The following is an 18,606-nucleotide window of genomic DNA, read 5'->3' as shown; positions in this document are numbered from 1 at the left end:
CTGCGCGCCCGGCCCGACGCGCGCGAGTTGCGCGTGCTGCGCGGCATCCTCGCCGACGCGCAGCGCATGGCGCGGCTGGCCGGCCAGGCCGGGCGCGGCCGGCCGGACGCTGCCGATACGCAGGACTGAAAGCCGCGCGGCCCTGCGCGGCCCGCGGGTCAGCCGAAGAAATGCCGCGCGAGCGCGACCATCGCGCTGCTGAGGCTGCCGACCATCGCGGTCGAGATCAGCGTCGCGGCCCAGACCAGCGCCAGCAGCACGCCGTCGCGCTCGATCAGCGCGACGCCGAAGCCGAGGATCACGAGGCCGAACGGGTAGTTCGTGAACGGGATCGGCAGCGCGAGCAGGATGCCGAGCAGGATCAGCATGAGCCCGCTGAAATGGCTGTACGGCCGGCGCGTGATCTGCTCGAAGCGCGGCCGGCAGACGCGTTCGAGCCGGCTGAACATCGGCGTCATGTGCGAGACGAAGCTTTCCACCGAATGACGCGGAAAGCCGTGCTGGCGCGTGAAGCGCGGCAGCCACGGCCGCGGCATGCCCCAGAGCATCTGCGCGCCGATGATGACCAGCAAGGTGCCGCAGACGCCGCCGACGCCCATCGGAATCGGAATGAAGTTCGGCAGCGACAGCAGCACGACGAGGAAGCCGTAGGCGCGCGCTTCCAGCGGCGCGATGAATTGCTCCAGGGAAATTGTGTCGCCGGTGTTTTCTTGCAGCGCGAGCCGGAACAGCTCGGTCGTGCGCGGATCGTGCGGGCGCGTCATCCGTGAAGTCTCGTTCGCCCGCTTACGGGGCCGCTTCCGGCGTGATGCGGGCGATCAGCAGTTTGTCAATGCGCGGGCCGTCGAGGTCGACGACCTCGAAGCGCAGATCGCGCCAGCGGAACGATTCGCCGACCTGCGGAATGCGGCCGAACTGGGCCATGACCATGCCGGCCGCGGTGCGGAAATCGTGGTCTTCCTCGTTCGGCAGCTGGCTCAGGTCCAGCAGTTCGCGCAGGTCGTCGGTGCCTAGCGCGCCGTCGACCAGGTAGCTGCCGTCCTCGCGCCGCACGATCGGCGCGTCGGCGGTCTCGACGTTCGTGCTCGCGGTGCCGAGCACGGCGCCGAGCACGTCGTTGATGCCGACGAGGCCTTCGATCTCGCCGTATTCGTCGACGACCAGCGCCATCGTCGCCTCGGCTTCGCGCAGTTCCTCGAGCACGTCGAGCGCGCGCGCGGCCGAGGTCACGAACAGCACCTTGCTCACGGTACGGAACAGATCGATGTTCGGCGAGCCCAAGGTGTCGAGCAGCGACTTGATCTCGAGGATGCCGACCACGTCCTGCTCGTTGCCGCCGCGGTAGACCGGATAGCGCGAATACGGCGTGGAACGCATGACCGCGAGGTTGTCGCTCAGCGGCGCGGCCACGTCGAGCCAGGCGATGCGCGTGCGCGGCGTCATCAGGCTCGTGACCTGGCGGTCGCCGAGGCGCAGCACGCGGTTGACCATGTTGTGCTCGTCGCTGTCGATGACACCCTGTTCGGCGCTCTCGGCCACGAGCAGGCGGATCTCCTCTTCGGTGACCGGATCGCGCGAGCCCTTGTCGAGGCCCAGCGCCTTGAGCAGCAGCCGCGTGCTCAGCGACAGCAGCCAGACGAACGGAGCGGCCACGGTCGCGAAAATGCGCATCGGATAGGCGATCCAGGTCGCGAAGCGTTCCGGCGCGACCAGGGCCAGGCGCTTGGGCAGCAGCTCGCCGACGATGATGGAGATGTAGGTGATCGCGCCGACGCTGAGGGCCAGGCCGACGCCGTTGGCCAGATCCGGCTCGACGCCACGGCCCTGCAGGAATTGCCCGATGCGAGCGCCTATTGTCGCGCCGCCGTAGACGCCGGTCAGCACGCTGATCAGGGTGATGCCGACCTGCACCGTGGACAGGAAGCGCTCGGGGCTTTCGCTCAGCCGCAGCGCGTTCTGCGCGCGCGTGCTGGTTTCGGCCATCTGCTTGAGCCGCGACTTGCGCGCGGTGACCACGGACATCTCCGACAGCGCGAAGAAGCCGTTCAGCAGGATCAGGAGCAGGACGACGAGTATCTCGGTCAGCATTGCGCAGCGTGCGGTCCCAGGCAGGCCAGTGTAGCAGCCCCGCATGACGGGCCCATGCGGCGAAAGCCGGGGGTCCGGTGTGCGGGCCGCCCTGTCGCTGCTGTAACATGAATGTCATCGAAACGACATATTTTTGCCGCGGATTTCGCGGCAGACACTCGGTGTCGCGTTTTTTTTCTTTCTCATTCAATCCTTTAGCAAACGGGGCGACGCGGCCATGTTTTCTCTGCAGACCATCTTCGGCAAGGGCGACAAGTTCTACGGGCTGCTCGAAGCCAGCGCCGCGGCCGCGCATCGCAGCGCCTCGGCGCTGACCGAGTTCCTCGGCAAGGACGGCAGCGTCGCGGCCAAGTCGCTCGAGGAATTCCGCCTCGCGCGCCAGCGCGAGAAGAAGCTCGCGGCCGAGATCAGCGAGGCGCTGGTCAACACCTTCGTGACGGCGCTGGAGCGCGAGGACATCGAGGCGCTGTCCGGCGCGCTGTACAAGATTCCGAAGGTCATCGAGAAATTCGCCGAGCGCTATTCGCTGATCGGCGACCGCCTCGGCGACGACGATTTCGCCTCGCGCGCGGGCATGCTCGAAAAAGCCTGCGAGGTGCTCGAGCAGATGGTCGGCCAGCTGCGTTCGATGAAGCTCGAGCCGATGAAGGAGCTCAACGACCAGCTGCAGGCGATCGAGAACGAGGCCGACCGGCTGATCCTCGAGCTGTTCCGCGACATGTACCGCAACGAGAACGATCCGGTGCGCTTCCTGCTGCGCAAGGACCTGTTCGAGATCCTGGAGAAGGCCATCGACCGCTGCCGCGACGCCGGCAACGTGGTCTACGCGATCGTGCTGAAGAATTCCTGAGGCGCGCGCCGTGGAAATGACCCTGGTCTTCAGCGTGATCCTGATCGCGCTCGTGTTCGAATACATCAACGGCTTCCACGACACGGCCAACTCGATCGCGACGGTCGTCGCGACCAAGGTGCTGAGTCCGGGCCAGGCGGTCATGCTCGCCGCGGGCATGAATCTGATCGGCGCGCTCTGGGGCACGGCCGTGGCCAAGACCATCGCCTCGGGCCTGATCGACACCGGCGTCGTCAACGTGACCTCGATGGTGCTGATCTGCGCGCTGGCCGGCGGCGTGATCTGGAACCTTATCACCTGGTGGTGGGGGCTGCCGTCCTCGTCCTCGCACGCGCTCGTCGGCGGCCTCTGCGGCGCCGCGTTCGCCGCGGCCGGCGACAACTGGCAGGCCATCATCTGGAACGTCCCGGGCGCCGAGCACTGGTGGCAGGGCAAGGGCCTGCTGCCCAAGGTCGTGATACCGATGGTGCTGTCGCCGCTGGCCGGCTTCATTCTCGGCATGCTGATCATGGGCGCGCTGTTCGCGCTGTTCTCGTTCCTCGCAGACCGCAAGGGCGTGCTGCAGAAGATCGGCCGGCCGCGCTTCGCCAATGCGCTGTTCGGCAAGCTGCAGATCCTCTCGGCCAGCGCGATGGGCTGGGCGCACGGCTCCAACGACGCGCAGAAGACCATGGGCATCATTGCGCTGGCGCTGGCCTCGGCCGGCGTCGCCGGTCAGCTCGACGGCCTGCCGCAATGGCTGCATTTCCTGCGACTCGACGGCGATCCCAGGCACCTGGAAATCCCGCTCTGGATCAAGCTGACCTGCGCCGTCGTCATGGCTGCGGGAACGGCCGCCGGCGGCTGGCGCATCATCAAGACCCTCGGTCACAAGATGGTCAAGCTGCATCCGGTGCACGGTTTCGCCGCCGAGACCGCGTCGGCGACGATGATCCTCAGCGCGTCGAGCCTCGGCATCCCCGTGTCGACCACGCACAACATCTCCGCCGCGATCATGGGCGTCGGCACCGCCAAGCGCCTGAACGCGATCAAGTGGACCATCGTCGAGCGCATGATCTGGGCCTGGATCCTGACCCTGCCGATCGCCGCGGGTCTGGCCTATCTGCTCGTCAAGCTGGCGCACCTGGCGGGGTTGCCGATCTAAGGGGCCGGGCATGGGGAAGGGCCGGGAATAGGGAATCGGTAAAGCATGTGAGCCGCAGTGCCGCGCTTTTGCTTCGGCGGTTATGCCGTTCCGATTCCGGCAAATCGGCGCTGCGTGTGGATCGCCGCACTGCACCTTTGCTTCTGACGATTCCCCATTCCCGGTTCTCTATTCCCGGCTCTTCACTCCCAACTCCGCCTCGATCTGCGTCGGCTCGTAGATCCGGCCGCGGCTGAAGACGAGGTCGATGCGGCGGGTGTCGGCGATGTCGCGGGTCGGGTCGCCGTCGATCAGGATCAGGTCGGCCTGCAGGCCGTTCGAGATCAGGCCGCGCTCGTGGGACAGGCCGCTGTTGCGCGCCGACTCCAGGGTGGCCATGCGCAGCACGTCGGCCGGCGCGATGCCGGCGCGTACGTAGAGCGCGAGCTCGTGATGCAGCGAATAGCCGGCCAGCATGTCGGTGCCCGGCACGATGGTCACGCCGGCCGCATGCAGGGCGTGCAGCAGCTGCAGCATCGCCGGCAGCGCCGCGGCGTAAGCGGCTTCCTCGCCGGGCGGCGGCGGATACGGCGTGCCGCGCAGGCCGCGGCGTACGCCGACCGGAAAGCGGTCGGCGACGGCGGCCAGCGCCGGCGTGACCTCGCGCGGATCGCCGGCGATGCGCGCCTCGAGCAGCGACAGGGTCGGATCGATCGCGACCTGGCGCCGGCGCAGGAATTCGATCAGCGCGGCGACGCGCGGCTGCTGCGGCGTGAACTCGCGCGCATGCGCGGCGACCTGGCCGAAGCGCTGGCTCTGCTTCGTGGTCTCCTGCACCTGCGGCCAGAGCAGGTCGAGCACGACGTAGTTGAAGTGATGCAGCTCGTCGGCGCCGGCCTCGACGTACTGCTCGGCCGACATGAAGGCCGGCACGTGGCCGCTGAAGCGCAGTCCGCGTTCGTGCGCGCGCGCCGCCATCGGCGCGATGAACTCGGGCTTCAACGACATGTAGGTTTTGATCCGCGAGTAGCCGCGGTCCGCGTACCAGTCCACGGCCGCGAGCGCCTGCTCCAGCGTGTCCACGTGCTTGGGCGTCGGGCCCGCATACGGACCGTTGCCGTCGATCATGCCGGCGCGCACGATGCGCGGGCCGATCTCGCTGCCGGCCTCGAAGCGCGCGACGCGCTGCAGGAAACCGTCGTCGTCGTTGGCCAGATCGCGGCCCGTGGTCACGCCGCAGGCGATGTCGAGCAGGCCGTCGACGCCGTCGAAATGCTGGTGGTTGTCCCAGAGTCCCGGCATCAGGAAGCGGCCGCGCGCATCGACGACTTCGGCGCCGGGCGCATCGATGTCCGCGCCCGGTGCGACGCGCAGCAGGCGCTCGCCGCGGATCAGCACGCTGCTGCCCGGATGGACGCGGCCGTCGCGCGCGTCGAACAGGCGCGCGTCGCGGATCAGCAGATCGCCGGTAGGGCGACGGCCGAGGCGCTGCGCGAGTTCCGCCTGCCAGGCCAGCTCGGCCTCGTTCTGCGCCTGCAGCAGGCGTGCGCGCAGCGCCGCGCGGCCGGCCGGCAGCACCGACGACCAGGACGACGCCATCAGCGGCGTGCCGTCGGCAGCCAGCCAGATCGACTGCGGCGAGAAGCCGAGCCCGCTGATGCGGTAATGCACGAATTCGGTCGCCGACTTCGCGTCGCCGTCGACCAGGCTGCCGACACGCTGCAGCCGCGCCTCGCCGTCGGGCAGCAGCGGCAGGCGCCGGTCCGGCGCCTTGAGCAGCGCGCGCGCGAGCGCGGCGACGTATTCCGGCGTCGCGGTCTCGGGCAGGTAGAACGCCGGCGTCGCGGCGTCGGCTCCGCCGCTCGCATGCAGGTTCCGCCATTGCGCCTTGTGCCCGTCGCGGCGGAATTCCTCGCGCACGGGCGCCTGCAGGTAGTCGTGGCCGCGCACCGCATAGCGCAGCGGGATGCCGGCCGCGTCGAGCGTCCATTCGGCGACGAGGTCCTCGCCGTGGTCGCGGTCGCGGTAGGAGAAGCGTACTTCGACCTTGCCGTCGGCGCGCTGCGTGACGCGCTGGCTGCCGACCTGGCGGTCCAGCAGCAGGAAGATGTCCTCGCGCGGCGCCGCGAGTGCGGCGACGTTGCAGCACGACAGGATCAGCAGGGCCAGGCGGCGCATGGTCTTCCCCGAGGCTATGGTCGCGATCGTTGTACATCGTACAACGAATGGCGTCAAATGCCGCGAATATTGCACTGCAACATGAGCTTCGCGCCTGTACGCCGTACAGGCGGCGACCCGGCCGCGGCAGGCTCAGCCCTGCGCGCGCAGGTGTTCGATACCGGCGATGACCTGCTCGATGAAGCTGCGGTACGACGCGTCCAGCGGCGCCTCGCTGCCGTTCTGCCAGCGCAGCACGAAGGCCTGGTTGGCCAGCAGCGGCAGATTCGCCGCGAGCACCGGATGGGTCTGCGGATCGACGGTCAGCAGGCGCTGCTGCACGGCCGACTGCCACTCCTGCGCCTCGGTCGCCGGTATCGGCGAGAACTCCTGCACGACGAAGCCGATCAGCGCGGCGACGACGGCGTTGTAGCCGGCGACCAGGCGCGCGCCGGCGAGATCCGCGTCGGCGAGCGCGCCGAGCACGCCTTCGACGAAATCGAAATCGATGCGCAGATTGCCGACGAGATGCGCGCCGACCAGCGGCGCGACGTTCGGATGGCGCCGCATCGACGCGCGGTAGCGCTGGAACAGCTTGCGCAGGTAGTCGCGCCAGTCCTCGCCGCTGCGCCGCCGCGGCGCGACGTCGCGGAACACCGTCGCGACGACTTCGGCGAGGATCGCGTTCTTGTTCGGCACGTGCCAGTAGACCGCGGTCGGATAGACGCCGAGGCGCTCGGCGAGATTGCGCAGGTTGAACGCGTCGGCGCCGCGCTCGTCGATCTCGGCGAGGGCCGCGGCGATGACGCGTTCGCGCGTCAGCGCGGGTTTGTCGGCGGCCGGGCGGCGCGTAGCGCGGGGCTTGGCCATCGCGTCAGTTGCGCCGCGCCGCGAATTCGGCAACGCCGAGCTGCCGGCGCACGCGGCCGTCGTCGAGCAGCACGACTTCCTCGGCCAGCGCCTCGACCTCGTCGGGCTGATGGCTGACGAGCAGGGTCGGCAGCGCGATCTCGTCGCGCAGGCGGCGCAGATAGGCCAGCACCTGGCTGCGCGCCTCGCGGTGCAGGCCGACGAGCGGCTCGTCGAGCAGCAGCGCGCGCGGCCGGCTCAGCAGCGCACGGCCTATCGCGACGCGGCGCGCCTCGCCGCCGGACAGGGTCGTCGGCCAGCGCGCGAGCAGGTCGGTCAGGCCGAGCAGCTCGACGACGTCGGCCAGGCCGAGCGCAGGACTCGCCGCCTTGCCGTATTGTCCATAAAGCAAATTGTCGCGAACGCGCAGGTGCGGGAACAGGCGGCCGTCCTGGAACACCACGCCGAGGCCGCGCCGCGCCGCGGCGACGTTGAGGCCGACGGCGCTGTCGAACAGCAGTTCGCCGCCGAGACGGATGCGGCCGGCGTCGGGCCGGCGCAGGCCGGCGACGGCCAGCAGCAGGCTGGTCTTGCCGCAGCCCGAGGGTCCGAACAGCGCGAGATGCTTCGCCGGCGACGCAAAGGAGACGGCGAGATCGAAATCGCGCGGCTTCCAGCGCACGTCGAGCTCAATCATGCGCGGCCTCCGCGCCGGGACTGCGCCGCGCGAGCAGCGCCGCCAGCAGCGAGGCGGCAATGCCGACGAGCAGCGCGACCCAGACCAGCCGACCGAGGCCGGCTTCGCCGCCGGGCTGGTTCAGCAGCTCCCAGATCGCGATCGACAGGGTGCGCGTCTCGCCCGGAATGCTGCCGACGAAGCTGATCGTCGCGCCGAACTCGCCGAATGCGCGCGCGAACGCGAGCACGCAGCCGGCCAGCACGCTGCGCAGCGACAGCGGCAGGGTCACGCTCGCGAAGCGGCGCCAGGCGCCGGCGCCGAGGGATTCGGCCGCGGCCTCGAGGCGCCGGTCCACGCCGTCGAAGCCCGCGCGTACCGAGATGACCAGCAGCGGAAAGCTCATGACCAGCGCCGCGAGCACGGCGCCGCTCCAGTGGAACGCGAACTGCAGGCCCAGCGGCGCGAGCCAGGCGCCGATCGTTCCGTGGCGCCCGAACAGCTGCAGCAGCGCATAGCCAGTGACCACGGGCGGCAGCACGAGCGGCAGGTTCAGCAGGGCCTCGAGCACGCTCTTGCCCGGAAAGCGCAGGCGTGACAGCGCGAGCCCGAGGGCCAGCGCGAACGGCAGCGCGACGAGGATGGAGAGCAGCGCGACCTTGAGGCTGATCGCGAGCGCCGTGGCTTCGGCGGCAGTCAGCACCGCGTGTCAGTCCGCTGCGGCGGCGCGGAAGCCCCAGCGCTGCAGCACGGCCCGGGCCGGCGCGCTGCGCAGCAGCGCGAGGAATCGCTGCGCGGCGGCGCCGTCGTGCTGTTGCAAGGCGGCGGCCGGATAGACGATGGGCGGGTGGCTGTCGGCCGGAAATGCGGCGACCACGCGGACCTTGGGTTCGGACACCGCGTCGGAGCGGTAGACCGCGGCCAGCGGCGCTTCGCCGCGCGCGGCCAGCGCGAGCGCCGCGCGCACGTTCTCGGTCGCGACGTAGCGCGTCTGGATCTGCGGCCAGAGGCCGAGCCGCTCGAACGCGGCTTTCGCATACTTGCCGGCCGGCACGCTGCCGGGTTCGGCCAACGCGATGGGCGCATCGCCGAGTGCGCCCCGCAGGTCGGTGTGGCGGTCCAGCGTGAGCTGCACGGTCGACGGGGCCGGCGCGACGAGCACGAGCTCGTTGCGCGCGAGCACGAAGCGCGTCGCGGCCGCGACATGGCCGCGCTGCTGCAGCCAGTCCATCCATTCCAGATCGGCGCTGACGAACACGTCGGCCGGTGCGCCGGCCTCGATCTGCCGCGCGAGCGCCGAGCTCGCGGCATAGCTGGTCTTGATCCCGGCGACGGCCTCGGCCTCAGGCAGCGCGACGATCTCGTCGAGCGCCGGCTTGAGGCTCGCGGCGGCGAACACCAGCAGCTCGGCCGCCCGGGCCGGTGCCGCCGCGGCGAGCAGGAACAGCAACGGACCGAACAGGCGCAGCACGGGCATGGCGGGGTTCTCGTCGGACAGGGCCGCAGTGTAGCCCGAGACGGCACGCGGCCGGCCGCGGCGATCGCTGCCGCGCCGGCCGCGGCGCCGCGCTACTCGTCCGTTCCCGGCCGCATGAGCTGGCGATACTGCCGCGGCGCGAAGCCCGTGACCTGGCGGAACTGGCGCGACAGCGCGCTCTGGTCGGAGAAGCCTGCGTGCTGGGCGATCTCGGCGATCGGCAGTGCGGTGGAGGCGAGCAGCCGCGCCGCGTGGTCGATGCGTGCCTTGATCAGGTACTGGCCGGCCGACAGGTGGAAGATCTTCTTCATGCGCCGCTCGAACTGCGCCTGCGACAGGCCCGCGCGGCGCGCGAGGTCCTCCATGCGCAGCGGCTGATCGTAGTGCTCGAGCATGTAGTCGACGGTCTCGGCGAAGCCCGTGTCGATGAGTCCGGCGCGGCTCGGCTCGATGAGGTCCTTGGATATGCAGGCCAGGCCGACGACGCGGCCCTGCGCGTCGTACAGCGGCTCCTTCGTCGTGAGACACCATCCCGCGCTGCCGTCGCGATAGACCGTCAGATCGAGGTTGTCGACGATGGGCCGGCCGGTATTGAACAGGCGCTCGTCCTGGCGCGCGTAGCGTTCGGCCATCGGCCGCGGAAACAGGTCGAACGCGGTCTTGCCGATCGCATCCTGCTTGCGCTTGAGGCCGCAGCGCACGACCGACGCCTCGCTGATCGACACGTAGCGGCCCTGCTTGTCCTTGATCGAGAACACGATGTCGGGCAGGCGATCGAACAGCGTCTCGACGTACCACGGCGAAGCGACGCGGGCCATGAAGGCTTCGCGCCAGCGTGCAAGTTCATTGTTCATGCGTCCCCCTCGCGTGCGCGCGGCGGCGACATCGCGTGCCGCCGCGCGAACCTGGTTTGTGCGGATTGTCACGCCCGTGTGCGCGTATACGGCTAGACCTTGGTCGTAGCCGAAACCTAGCATCCTGACCGGCAGGAGTCAGGTGGAGGCGGACGCGTTGCAGCGCGTCCGCCTCCGGAACACCGGGCTCGTGCGGTGTAGTCCACACAAGACGATGTTCGGGGAGAAACCAATGTATTCGTTTGATCGGCTTTTGCAAGCCGGCACGGGGCTGGCTGCGTGCCTGTTCCTGGCTGCCTTGCCGCTGGGCGCGTCCGCACGCCCGCAGGATCCCTTGCCCGGCCCGACGGCCGCTGCGGCCGCGCGCGACGCGGCGGCGCATGTCCAGATCCGTCCCATTGCGTGGGACCGCCGCGCGCCGCTGCCGTCCAGCCGCGCGCACCTGTTCCGCGCCTACGACGCGCCGGACGCGCGTCCGCAGGCGGCCGATGCCTGCAACATCGCCGGCTTCGCGAGCGCGAGCGGCGCGGCGCTCGTCGCGGCCGTGCGCGCGGCGGATGCGGCCTGTTTCTACAGCGGCGGCCTGTTCGACGTGACCGGCGCGACGGCCGGGCAGATCTTCGCCGAGAGCAAGATGGTCACGATCGCCAACGCGATGCAGGCCGACGCGGCGAGCTATTCCGGCGACAACAGCAATCACATGTACGAGCTCGTGCTGTTCCTGCGTGCGGGCCTCTACGTGCAGTACTACAACGCGACCGACGTCGGCGACTACGGCGCGGCGTTCACGAACGCGATCCGTCCGGCGCTGAACGCGTTCGTCGCGAACGGCCATTTCCAGGACGTCAACGACGCGCACGGCAAGGTGCTCGCGGAGTTCGTCACCCTGATCGACAGCGCCGGCGAGAACGCCGCGCAGCTCGACACGGTGCGCGGCATCCTCGACCGCTACGGTCCGGGCTGGTCCGGCTATTCCTCCATGCAGGCCGCGGCGAACAACGTGTTCACGGTGCTGTTCCGCGGCCACTACGATCCGGCGTTCCAGGCGCTCGTGCAGGGCAGCGGCAGCGGCGTGCTCGACACGCTCGTGAATTTCATCAACGACAACCGCGCGGCCGACGTCGGCAGCAGCCGCGAATACCTGCTGCAGAACGCCGCCGGCGAGCTCGGCCGCTTCACGCAGTACCCGGCGGCCGCGTTCCACGACCTCGTCCATCCCAGGGCCAAGTCCGTCCTCGACCAGTTCACGATCGGCGGGCCCGGCGGCGGCATCTACGTGCGCATCGCGAGCGTCGTGGACTACTACGACCACGGCCATTGCGCGTATTTCGGCCTGTGCACGTTCGCGCAGGATCTGGAGACGCAGGTGCTGCCGGCGGCGAACGCACGCGACTGCAGCGCGACCCTGCGCGTGCGCAGCCAGTCGCTGACGTCGGCCCAGCTCGACCAGGTCTGCAGCACGGTCGGCGCCGAGGAAGGCTATTTCCACGCGCAAGCGCAGACCGGCAATACGCCGGTGCCGAACGACTTCAACACGAAGCTCGAAATGGTGATCTTCCATTCGAGCGGCGACTACGAAACCTATTCGGGCATCATCTTCGGCAACGACACCAACAACGGCGGCATCTATCTCGAAGGCGATCCGTCCGATCCGGCCAACCAGGCGCGCTTCCTCGCCTATGAGGCCGAATGGCTGCGGCCGAACTTCGAGATCTGGAACCTGACCCACGAATACATCCACTACCTCGACGGACGCTTCAACTGGTACGGCGGCTTCGGCGCGCTGCCGATGGACGCGCCGTACTCGGCGATCTGGTACATCGAAGGCTTCGCCGAATACCTGTCGTATTCGTACCGCAATCTGCGCTACGCGTCGGCGGTCGCCGCGGCCGGCAATCCCGACGCGTTCACGCTCGCGCAGCTGTTCGACACCGAATACAGCACCGACTACGCGCGCACCTACCAGTGGGGCTATCTCGCGACGCGCTTCATGTTCGAGCGTCATCGCGACCGGATCACGAGCCTCTATGCGATTTCACGGCCGGGCAACTACAGCCCGGGCTATGCGAACTGGGTGGATCCGATCCGCACTGCCTACGACGCCGAGTTCCGCAGCTGGCTGGTCTGCTTCGCCGCTCACGACGGCGACACGACGATCTGCAACGGCGGCCAGCCCGACCTGATCTTCGCCGACGATTTCGGCAGCGGTCCGCCCGAATGCACGGACGCCGACGCCGGCCGCCTCGGCAACGGCTGCAAGCGCAGCGACCTGTCGGCCGCGACGCCGCAGGCGCGCGTCTACCTGACGATACTCGTGCCGGCTGGCGTGAACAGCCTGACCTTTCGCATGAGCGGCGGCGCCGGCGACGCGGACATCTACCATCGTGCCGGAAGCTGGCCGACCGAAGCGGCCTACGATCATGCGCCGCAACTCGTCGGCAACGAGGAAACGGTGACCGTGGCGGCGCCGGCCGCGGGCTGGCACTACCTCATGCTCAAGCCGCACACGAACGCGAGCACCTTCAGCGGCGTGGAGGTCGCGGCGTCCTGGCAGTGACGTCCGGCGGTTTCGCGCGCTGACGGCAGCCGCGGCCACGGACGGTCGCGGCTTTTTTTCAGGAGACGCGCTGTCGACGCCGCCAATCGGCGAAACGGGAAGAGGAGGGATGGCGACGGGTCGCGCAATCACGTCCGCGTCGTGCGGCTGCTGCCGACCTGCGTTCTGCGGCCGGGCAGATCCGCCGCGCGCGGAAACCGGCGCGCGGCGGATCTGCGGTATTGCCGGGCTCAGTTGCCCGAGATGATCTTCTTCAGCGCAGCGCCGGGCTTGAACGCCGGGGCCTTGCTCGCCGCGATCTCGATGGTCGCGCCGGTCTGCGGATTGCGTCCGGTGCGGGCCGAGCGCTCGCGGACTTCGAAACTGCCGAAACCCGGCAGAACGACGGATTCGCCCGCCGCGAGCGCCTTGCCGATCTGGTTCAGCACGGCATTGAGGTAGGTCTCGCTCTGCACCTTGGTGCTGTCGGTTTCTTCGGCGATGCGGGCGATCAGGTCAGTCTTGTTCATGGGAAGCTCCGGTCAAAAAGACCGCGGATTATGGCACGGCCGGGCGCACCGATCGTGAACGGAGGTGCGTCAGGGCGTAACGGGTGATCGTTTCGTGAACGGTTCGAGGCCCGGGGCCTTCACGCAGCGCCCCTCGCGGCGCGTCCTAAGATCCGGGCACGCAACGATGCACGAGGGTGTTCATGACGGCGGATCTGATCGGCTGGGCGGCATCCGCGGTGCTGCTGGCGACGTTGATCCGGCAGATCGTCACGCAGGTTCGCGACGCGTCGGCGCGCGGCGTGTCGAAATGGCTGTTCGCCGGGCAGATCGTTTCGTCGATCGGATTCATCACCTACAGCGTCATGGTCGGCAGCCTCGTATTCGTCGTGACGAACAGCTGCATCCTGATCACCGCCGTCGTCGGCCAGGTCGTCACGGCCCGGAAGCAGCGGCCGGGCTGACGCACGGCCCGCCGTGTCCGAAGCCGTCGCGTTTACTTTTTCGCAACCGACGGGACTGCCTGCCGCACGCGGCCGATCTCTTCCCACGGATCCACCTTGCGCCGGCGCAGCCGCTGCAGCGCGTTCCGGATCGTGAATGCGTCGCCGCTCCGGATGCGCCCGAGCTCGCTCCAGGCGATCGGCATCGCCACGCCGGCGGTCGGCCGCGCGCGCAGCGAATAGGATGCGACGGCGGTCGCGCCGTGGCCGTTGCGCAGGTAGTCGATGAAGATCTTGCCGACGCGGTTCTTCTCGCCGGCGACCGCCACGTAGCGATCGGGCCGCAGCGCCGCCATCGCCGTGGAGACGGCCTGCGCGAACTGCCGCAGCTCGTCCCAGGGGCAGGGCGGATCGAGCGGCACGACCACGTGCAGTCCCTTGCCGCCGGAGGTGCGCAGGAAGCTGCATAGTCCAATCGACGTCAGCTGCGCGCGCACGTCGCGCGCGGCCGCGACGACCGCATCCCAGCCGACCGTCGGATGCGGATCGAGATCGAACACGAGGCGGTCGGCATGGTCGAGGTCGGACGATTTCGCGCCCCAGGGGTGCAGCTCCAGCACGTTCATCTGCACGAGTTCGAGCAGCCCCGCCGTGTCGTCGATGCACAGGTATTCCTGCTTGCCTTTCTTCTCCTGCACGAGCACGCCGTGGATGTGTTCGCCCCAGCCACGCGTGACGTGTTTCTGGAAGAAGCATTGGCCGGCCGCGCCGTCGGGGCAGCGCACCACCGAGACGGGCCGGCCCGCGAGCTCGGGCAGCAGGAACGGCGCGACCGCTTCGTAATATGCCGCGACGTCGGCCTTGGTGATGCCGAGCTCGGGAAACACGATGCGTTCGGGACTCGTCAGCTTGAACGCGCCGGGCGGCGCGGCGGACCGTCTCGCCCGTGTCCCTGGCGATGGACCTTTTGCAGCCCTGGCGGCGCGCGCGCGGCTCGTCGCCGGCGCGCCATCGTCGCCGGCGGCCTGCAGGTCGGCGAGCGTCTTGTCGTCGCGCAGCGCCTTCCAGGCCGGCTGCCGCAACAACCCTTGGCCGCCGACGCCCTGGAAGAAGACCTCGACGATCATCGCCGGTTCGACCCATTGTGCGATCGCGATGTCCTTCTTCTCGAGCAGAGTCAGGTCCGCCCGGGTCTCCTCGACGTGCAGGCGCTTCAGCCGTTTGAGGATGTCGGTCAATTGCTGGTTCGACAGGCCCGTGCCGACGCGTCCGACGTATTTGAGGCCGCCGTCGGCCGGCCTGGCCAGCAGCAGCGCACCCAGGCCCTGGCGCGAACCTTTCGGCGGCGTATAGCCGATCACGACGAATTCGTCGCTCGGACGCCCCTTGACCTTGACCCAGGCGCCGCTGCGCGTGCCGGTGTAGGCGCTGTCGGCGCGCTTGCTGACGATGCCTTCCAGTCCGGCCCGCGTGGCCTGCGCGAAGAACGCCGCGCCGCTGCCGACCTGGTGCGCGCTGAAGCGCAGCGCGTCCTGCGGGTGCGCGTCGAGCAAGGCGCGCAGCTGTTCCTTGCGTTCGATCAGCGGCACGTCGCGCAGCGAATATCCGTCGCGATGCGGCAGGTCGAACAGCAGATAGAGCAGCGGGTCCTTTGTTTCGCCCGACAGCCGCGCCTGCAGCGCATTGAAGTCGGCATTGCCGTCGCGCACGACGACGAGTTCGCCGTCGAGCTGTGCGCTGCGCAGGCCGAGCCGTTTCAGCGCCGCGGCGATGCCCGGCAGCTTCGCGGTCCATTCGATCGCGTTGCGCGACCACAGCTGCACCTTGCCGCGCACGATGGTCGCGAGGATGCGGTAGCCGTCCCATTTCACCTCGTGGATCCACTCCGGTCCGTTCGGCGGGCGCTCCTGCGACCGGCACAGCTCCGGCGCAAACGCCGCGGCCTGCAGGATCTCGCGCGATCCCTGCGCTTTAGCGTGCCGTGCCGAGCGCAGTCGCGATGTGCCCGGCGTCGCCGCCGCGGGCCTGGGCCAGGCCTTGCGCCGCCGGGCCTTGGGCCAGGGCCGGTCGGTCTTCGGGTCGACGAAGTCGTCGGCTTCTTTCGCGCCGGCATACGCGTCGCGATGCTTGATCAGCAGCCATTGCTGCTGCTTGCCGTTCCGGCGCGTGCGCACGAGCACCCACGACCCGCGCAGCACGTCGCCGTGCAGCTCGAACTTCAGCTCGCCTTTCTTCAGTCCTTCGGCCGGATCGTTCTCGGGCACCCAGGTGCCTTCGTCGAAGATGTCGACGTGTCCCGCGCCGTAGTTGCCTTCCGGTATGTCGCCCTCGAACGCGCCGTAGGACACCGGATGGTCCTCGACTTCCACGGCCATGCGCTTGACCGCCGGGTCGAAGCTCGGCCCCTTCGGTATGGCCCAGCTCTTGAGCACGCCGTCGTGTTCCAGGCGGAAGTCGAAATGCCGGCGCGACGCATGGTGCAGCTGCACGACGAACGAACGCTGCGCCTTGCGCAAGCCGCCGCCGGCGGGCTCAGGCGTGGCCTTGAAGTTGCGCTTGCGGCGGTAGTCGGTCAGCCCCATGCCTGATTCTCCCTCGCGTCGGCTTCGCAATCGGACGCAAGCATGCTCCATGCCGCTCGCGCCGTGCCAGACGCGGCGGACGGGACACCGCACGGCATGCAATTCGCTCTGCGCACGCGCGCCGCGCCGTGTTCTGCAACGCACCGTCGCCGCCGGTTCCGCGCCTCGCGGCCGCCCGGGATCGTCCGATCCGAATTCCGGCGTGGCCATTGCATTCGGGGTCGGGTCCGCTTGCACAATATGCACTTTGCGGCAACCGGGCGGACTCATGCGCACGGCAGGAGGACTCGAGCAATGACGCTCTCCGATTTCATCCGGCAGGCCAGCGGCGAAATCGTCGCCTGTGCGGTCGAGTTCGCCAGAACGATGCCCGTCCTGGCGAACCAGAGCATCGACGTCCAGGTCCTCAGCAACCATCTGCCCATCGTTCTCGACGTGATCGCGCTGGACCTGGAACAGCCGCAGTCGCGGCAGCAGTCGATCTCGAAATCCGAAGGACGCGCGGCGCCGACGCGCAGCGAGACCGCCGCACAGACGCACGGCCGGCTGCGCGCCGAAGTGGGACTGACGGTGTCGCAGGTCGTTGCGGAGTATCGGGTGCTGCGCGCGGTGGTCGTGCGCCTGTGGTCGGAGGCCGGAGGATTGAACGCCGCCGGCGCGATGAGCGATCTCGTCCGTTTCAACGAAGCCATCGACCAGGCCATCGCCGAGTCCGTCGCGTTCCACAGCACCGAAGTGGAGCGCTGGCGGAACACGCTGCTCGCCGTCGTCGGCCACGACCTCCGCACGCCGTTGAGCACCGTGGTCTACGCGACCGGCGCGCTGTCGCGCGCGCTGCGGGACAGCCCGCTGTCCGCGCACGTCGAACTCGCCCAGCGCGGCGCCGCACGCCTGACCGCGCTGCTCGACTCCCTGCTCGAATACAACAACGCGATGCTCGGCACGCCGATGAAGATCGCCCCGACCTTCGTCGACCTCGGCGCAGCCAGCCGCGCCGAGGTCGAACTGCTCCGGTCGGCCTTTCCCGACGTTGTGCTCGACGTCGAGATGAGCGGGTCGCTGTCCGGGTGTTTCGACGAGAATCGCGTGCGGGAAGCGCTCGCGAACCTCGTCTCGAACGCCGCGCAGTATCGGACGCCCGGAACGCCGGTGCGCATCGTCGGAAAGGACCACGGCGACAACGTGACCGTGACCGTGATCAACGAAGGCGAACCCATTCCCGCGGAAGTGCTGGAGACCTTTTTCGCGCCGCTGCGGCGGCGCGACGCCGACGGGCGGCACGGCAAGCGGCGCAATCTCGGCATCGGCCTGTTCATCGTCCGCGAGATCGCACATGCGCACGGCGGGCGGGCGACCGCCGATTCCGTCGACGGGACGATCTGTTTCGAGCTGCGGCTGCCGAAGCGGCTCGGCGCGCGCTCCAGCCTGCCTGACGTCGTGTAAAGCCCGGTTGGCTTGGCCGGATCCTTGCTGCGCGAACGGTCTGACCCGCGGCGCCGAGGATTCGCGATGAACGACACCGACAACGTCTGGGATTGCCTGATCGTCGGCGGAGGACCGGCCGGGCTGACGGCGGCGACCTACCTGCGCCGCTTCCATCGCCGCTGCATCGTCGTCGATGCGGGACAGAGCCGCGCTCGCTGGATTGCGGAAAGCAACAACTGTCCCGGGTTTCCCGACGGGATTCGCGGGCGCCGGCTGCTCGAACGGCTGCACGAGCAGGCCGCAGCGTTCGGCGTGCCGGTGGAGCGCGGGCGGGTCGACGGCATCCTGCGCGAGGGCGACCTGTTCGTCGCTTCCGCCGGCGCGCGGCAGTGGCGTTCGCACACCGTCATTCTCGCGAGCGGCATCACCGATCAGCTGCCGCCGTATGCATGGGTGGACCGCGCGATCGCCGCGCGCGCGCTGCGCCTCTGCGCGATCTGCGACGCCTACGAGGCGACCGACGCGCACATCGGCGTCTACGGTCCGTTCGCGTCCATCGTTCCGCACGCGCGCTTCCTGACGACGTTTTCCGCGCGGATCTCGCTGTTGCCGACCGACGAGGCCGACGAGACGGCGCGGCAGTCGGCGCGGCAGGACGGACTGCAGGTCCTGCCGCGTGGAGAACTCGACTTCGACGGCGAACGCCTCGTGCACCGTTCGCGAAGCGGCGAGGCGACGAGACTGGACGCAGTGTATGCCTGCCTCGGCTCGAACACGGCGGCGGCGCTCGTCACCGCATTGGGCGCGCGCGCCGAGTCCGGCGAGATCGAGATCGACCGCTGCCAGATGACCGCCGCCGGCGGCGTCTACGCGATCGGCGACGTCGTCAGCGGGTTGAACCAGATCGCGGTCGCATTCGGCCACGCGGCGATCGCGGCCTCGCACATCCACGCCGGGCTGCCGCTCGCGCCGCGGCGCGGCAGCGCGTAGCCGCGCTCGCGGCGGACCTGCGCGCCCTGCTCATCTCGTCCGCGGCG

The 18,606-nt window shown here is 69.3% G+C and carries 16 protein-coding genes; 6 read left to right on the top strand and 10 right to left on the bottom strand.

Features of this window, described 5'->3' with window-relative positions; genetic code table 11:
• Window positions 1-158 precede the first annotated feature (158 nt).
• Entirely contained in the window at window positions 159-764 is a 606-nt protein-coding gene (locus tag NON22_RS08790; protein WP_257386554.1) for an exopolysaccharide biosynthesis protein, read from the bottom strand.
• Window positions 765-786: 22 nt separating this feature from the next.
• The gene (locus NON22_RS08785) at window positions 787-2,088 is read right to left on the bottom strand and encodes a hemolysin family protein (RefSeq protein ID WP_257386553.1); all 1,302 of its coding nucleotides are present in this window, start codon (window positions 2,086-2,088) and stop codon (window positions 787-789) included.
• Window positions 2,089-2,305: 217 nt separating this feature from the next.
• Here NON22_RS08785 and NON22_RS08780 point away from each other — a divergent pair, with 217 nt between their 5' ends.
• Window positions 2,306-2,938: a DUF47 domain-containing protein gene (locus NON22_RS08780; protein WP_257386552.1), complete on the top strand. Its 633-nt coding sequence runs from the start codon at window positions 2,306-2,308 to the stop codon at window positions 2,936-2,938.
• Window positions 2,939-2,954: 16 nt separating this feature from the next.
• Complete coding sequence (locus tag NON22_RS08775) at window positions 2,955-4,082, top strand: inorganic phosphate transporter (protein WP_257386555.1); 1,128 nt, start codon at window positions 2,955-2,957, stop codon at window positions 4,080-4,082.
• A 168-nt stretch (window positions 4,083-4,250) separates the two neighbouring features.
• On the opposite strand, the gene NON22_RS08770 is transcribed toward NON22_RS08775, so the two are convergent.
• From NON22_RS08770 to NON22_RS08745, 6 genes are all read right to left on the bottom strand, one after another.
• Complete coding sequence (locus tag NON22_RS08770) at window positions 4,251-6,239, bottom strand: amidohydrolase family protein (protein ID WP_257386551.1); 1,989 nt, start codon at window positions 6,237-6,239, stop codon at window positions 4,251-4,253.
• A gap of 132 nt (window positions 6,240-6,371) precedes the next feature.
• Window positions 6,372-7,088, bottom strand: a complete 717-nt coding sequence (locus NON22_RS08765) for a TetR/AcrR family transcriptional regulator (RefSeq protein ID WP_257386550.1) — start codon at window positions 7,086-7,088, stop codon at window positions 6,372-6,374.
• Between the two features lie 4 nt (window positions 7,089-7,092).
• Window positions 7,093-7,764: an ATP-binding cassette domain-containing protein gene (locus NON22_RS08760; protein ID WP_257386549.1), complete on the bottom strand. Its 672-nt coding sequence runs from the start codon at window positions 7,762-7,764 to the stop codon at window positions 7,093-7,095.
• Complete coding sequence (modB, locus tag NON22_RS08755) at window positions 7,757-8,446, bottom strand: molybdate ABC transporter permease subunit (protein WP_257386548.1); 690 nt, start codon at window positions 8,444-8,446, stop codon at window positions 7,757-7,759. Before modB ends, NON22_RS08760 begins: the two co-directional genes overlap by 8 nt.
• Before the next feature lie 6 nt (window positions 8,447-8,452).
• Window positions 8,453-9,220, bottom strand: a complete 768-nt coding sequence (gene modA, locus NON22_RS08750; RefSeq protein ID WP_257386547.1) for a molybdate ABC transporter substrate-binding protein — start codon at window positions 9,218-9,220, stop codon at window positions 8,453-8,455.
• Window positions 9,221-9,312: 92 nt separating this feature from the next.
• Window positions 9,313-10,074 carry an AraC family transcriptional regulator gene (locus tag NON22_RS08745; protein ID WP_257386546.1) on the bottom strand — a complete coding sequence of 254 codons (762 nt, stop codon included), beginning with the start codon at window positions 10,072-10,074 and terminating at the stop codon, window positions 9,313-9,315.
• Between the two features lie 334 nt (window positions 10,075-10,408).
• Between NON22_RS08745 and NON22_RS08740 the strand changes: the two genes are divergently transcribed.
• On the top strand, window positions 10,409-12,631 hold the full coding sequence (locus NON22_RS08740; protein WP_257386545.1) for a M9 family metallopeptidase: 2,223 nt from the start codon (window positions 10,409-10,411) through the stop codon (window positions 12,629-12,631).
• A gap of 230 nt (window positions 12,632-12,861) precedes the next feature.
• Here the strand turns inward: NON22_RS08740 and NON22_RS08735 are convergent, their stop codons facing one another.
• Window positions 12,862-13,140, bottom strand: coding sequence for an HU family DNA-binding protein (locus tag NON22_RS08735; RefSeq protein WP_257386544.1), 279 nt, complete (start codon window positions 13,138-13,140; stop codon window positions 12,862-12,864).
• 182 nt (window positions 13,141-13,322) lie between these two features.
• Between NON22_RS08735 and NON22_RS08730 the strand changes: the two genes are divergently transcribed.
• Window positions 13,323-13,583, top strand: coding sequence for a hypothetical protein (locus NON22_RS08730; RefSeq protein WP_257386543.1), 261 nt, complete (start codon window positions 13,323-13,325; stop codon window positions 13,581-13,583).
• 32 nt (window positions 13,584-13,615) lie between these two features.
• Here NON22_RS08730 and ligD read toward each other — a convergent pair whose 3' ends face one another.
• Window positions 13,616-16,144, bottom strand: a complete 2,529-nt coding sequence (gene ligD / locus NON22_RS08725) for a DNA ligase D (RefSeq protein ID WP_257386542.1) — start codon at window positions 16,142-16,144, stop codon at window positions 13,616-13,618.
• A gap of 42 nt (window positions 16,145-16,186) precedes the next feature.
• Here ligD and NON22_RS08720 point away from each other — a divergent pair, with 42 nt between their 5' ends.
• Together NON22_RS08720 and NON22_RS08715 are read left to right on the top strand one after the other, a co-directional pair.
• The gene (locus NON22_RS08720; RefSeq protein WP_257386541.1) at window positions 16,187-17,587 is read left to right on the top strand and encodes a sensor histidine kinase; all 1,401 of its coding nucleotides are present in this window, start codon (window positions 16,187-16,189) and stop codon (window positions 17,585-17,587) included.
• A 66-nt stretch (window positions 17,588-17,653) separates the two neighbouring features.
• Entirely contained in the window at window positions 17,654-18,559 is a 906-nt protein-coding gene (locus NON22_RS08715; protein ID WP_257386540.1) for an NAD(P)/FAD-dependent oxidoreductase, read from the top strand.
• Window positions 18,560-18,606 lie beyond the last annotated feature (47 nt).

The sequence above is a fragment of the Tahibacter caeni genome (assembly GCF_024609805.1).
GTDB lineage: Bacteria > Pseudomonadota > Gammaproteobacteria > Xanthomonadales > Rhodanobacteraceae > Tahibacter > Tahibacter caeni.
This window is presented reverse-complemented; position numbering and strand designations above follow the sequence as displayed.